Genomic DNA, 1,149 nt, shown 5'->3' with positions numbered 1-1,149 from the left:
CAATTATACCAATTAAGATAAATATTCTTACTCATCCCTAAGAAGGTAATTCCTCATATTCAGATTGAATCTTTTTGTTCTGAAATATGTAGATATTTTGTTTTTAAAATCTGTAAATGATGAATAATGTTTTAGGACTAGAAGGTCATTCTTGGCTATATGCCATACTTCTTCCAGTACCATAAATTCTGGTGATGCTGTTGGAAGATATATGGGGATTAAACTATCTTTATTGTTAGCAAAATATTTCAGTACCTTTTTTGATTTATAATGCGGTTTTGCTTTATCCAGAAATAAATAACATTTTGGAAATTTTCTATGTATCTGTTTTAGGTATTCCAAAAAGGTATTCTCATCAAACCAGTCATACTGTCTAAATAACTGTTTTCCTTCTAAACTTGTAGCACCAAACAAAACTGACTCCTGATGTGATCCAGTAATTTTTACAACTGGTCGTTCATTCTTTCTTATCCATACTCTTCTTACAAGTGAGTCATAGAAGAAGAATGATTCGTCTGTAGATACTACTGTGAAGCCTTCTTCTTCTTCTTCTTCTTCTCGGAGGATAGTGTCCAATATTTCTCTGGCTGTTTTTTAAAATCTTCTTTCTCTTCTTTTGATGCAGTATTTACATGTACCTTTCTTGGTACTTTCTGTTTAAATCCCCATCTTTGAAGTAATGTATAGATGTAAATATGATGGTAGTGTATACCACTTTCTCTGACTATGATATCATAAACTTGTTGTGTAGTCCAACCTTGTTTGCTAGATAACAATTCATTTTTTATCTTGTATACTATTTCTTCTGGTATGTCTGAAGGTCTACCACTTTTTGGTCTATCTCTTAATCCTTCTATACCTTCTTCTCTGTATCTCTTTAACCAGTCTGAAGCCCATGTTCTGCTTCTGTGAAGATCTCTTGCTACTTGTGCAGGAATATGTTTATCGTATACTACATTTAACACAAGTAACATTCTTTCCTTTGTATCTGCATTAGATTCTTTTCTATACCGTTGCTCAAATCTGGATCTAGAGACATTATTGCTATCAATCAAATAGAAAGACTGTATATGTTATCTAAGCTAAATCTATTACTGTCTAAAGTGTATAACTATGACATTAAAATAATGTCAGTATAATTATATTAAT

2 protein-coding genes are annotated in these 1,149 nt (G+C 31.4%); both read right to left on the bottom strand.

The genetic code is table 11. The features are described 5' to 3' along the window. Positions 1–27: 27 nt before the first annotated feature. On the bottom strand, positions 28–576 hold the full coding sequence (locus tag VFX97_04280; GenBank protein ID HEX5702413.1) for a transposase: 549 nt from the start codon (positions 574–576) through the stop codon (positions 28–30). Then, positions 525–974, bottom strand: coding sequence for a helix-turn-helix domain-containing protein (locus VFX97_04275; protein ID HEX5702412.1), 450 nt, complete (start codon positions 972–974; stop codon positions 525–527). Before VFX97_04275 ends, VFX97_04280 begins: the two co-directional genes overlap by 52 nt. Between the last annotated feature and the right edge of the window lie 175 nt (positions 975–1,149).

The sequence above is a fragment of the Pyrinomonadaceae bacterium genome, from assembly GCA_036277115.1.
In the GTDB taxonomy this organism is placed as follows: Bacteria; Acidobacteriota; Blastocatellia; order Pyrinomonadales; family Pyrinomonadaceae; genus UBA11740.
This window is presented reverse-complemented; position numbering and strand designations above follow the sequence as displayed.

Coding starts and splice junctions, on each gene's coding strand:
- VFX97_04275 (HEX5702412.1), bottom strand. CDS start 974: ATGTTACTTGTGTTAAATGTAGTATACGATAAACATATTCCTGCACAA.